1 tRNA gene and 1 rRNA gene are annotated in these 752 nt (G+C 53.2%); both read right to left on the bottom strand.

Features of this window, described 5'->3' with window-relative positions:
- Positions 1-150 precede the first annotated feature (150 nt).
- A tRNA-Ile gene (locus tag IE165_RS18455) sits at positions 151-224 on the bottom strand.
- Positions 225-417: 193 nt separating this feature from the next.
- Positions 418-752 (bottom strand): 16S ribosomal RNA (locus IE165_RS18450); the annotation flags it as partial.

The following is a 752-nucleotide window of genomic DNA, read 5'->3' as shown; positions in this document are numbered from 1 at the left end:
GAATAACGGATTCGAACCGTTGACCCCCTGCGTGCAAGGCAGGTGCTCTAGCCAGCTGAGCTAATCCCCCTTCTTGGTAGTGGGTATTGGGTAGTGCGCAGTGCGATTCCAATGTCGCTGTACGCAATACGCTGTACGCATTACCTTCCGTAGTCCCGAGCAGATTTGAACTGCTGACCCCTACATTATCAGTGTAGTGCTCTAACCAACTGAGCTACGGGACTAGCTTATCTTTCTCATCTTCTCTCGGTATCCACGTCCTCTCGGGGTGGGCACTTTCTTCTTTTCTTAGATGTGGGCACTGTCGCGTGTCCGCTACCGGCATCTCGTGCAGGTTCGCAATACGCTATACGCTGTACCCAATACTTTTCAACGATCATGATGTGGCGCAACGAGTGCCAGTCACGGACACTCTAGAAAGGAGGTATTCCAGCCGCACCTTCCGGTACGGCTACCTTGTTACGACTTAGCCCCAATTATCGGTTTTGCCCTAACACGCTCCTTGCGGTTACATGCTTTAGGCACCCCCAACTTTCATGGCTTGACGGGCGGTGTGTACAAGGCCCGGGAACGTATTCACCGCGTCATTGCTGATACGCGATTACTAGCGAATCCAACTTCACGGGGTCGAGTTGCAGACCCCGATCCGAACTGTGAATGGCTTTTAGAGATTGGCATGACGTTGCCGCCTAGCTGCCCGTTGTACCATCCATTGTAGCACGTGTGTAGCCCCGGACGTAAGGGCCATGATG

The organism is Sphingobacterium griseoflavum (genome assembly GCF_014653155.1).
Taxonomy (GTDB): Bacteria; Bacteroidota; Bacteroidia; order Sphingobacteriales; family Sphingobacteriaceae; genus Sphingobacterium; species Sphingobacterium griseoflavum.
The sequence above is the reverse complement of the archived record's forward strand: the minus strand, read 5'-3'. Positions and strand labels throughout refer to the sequence as shown.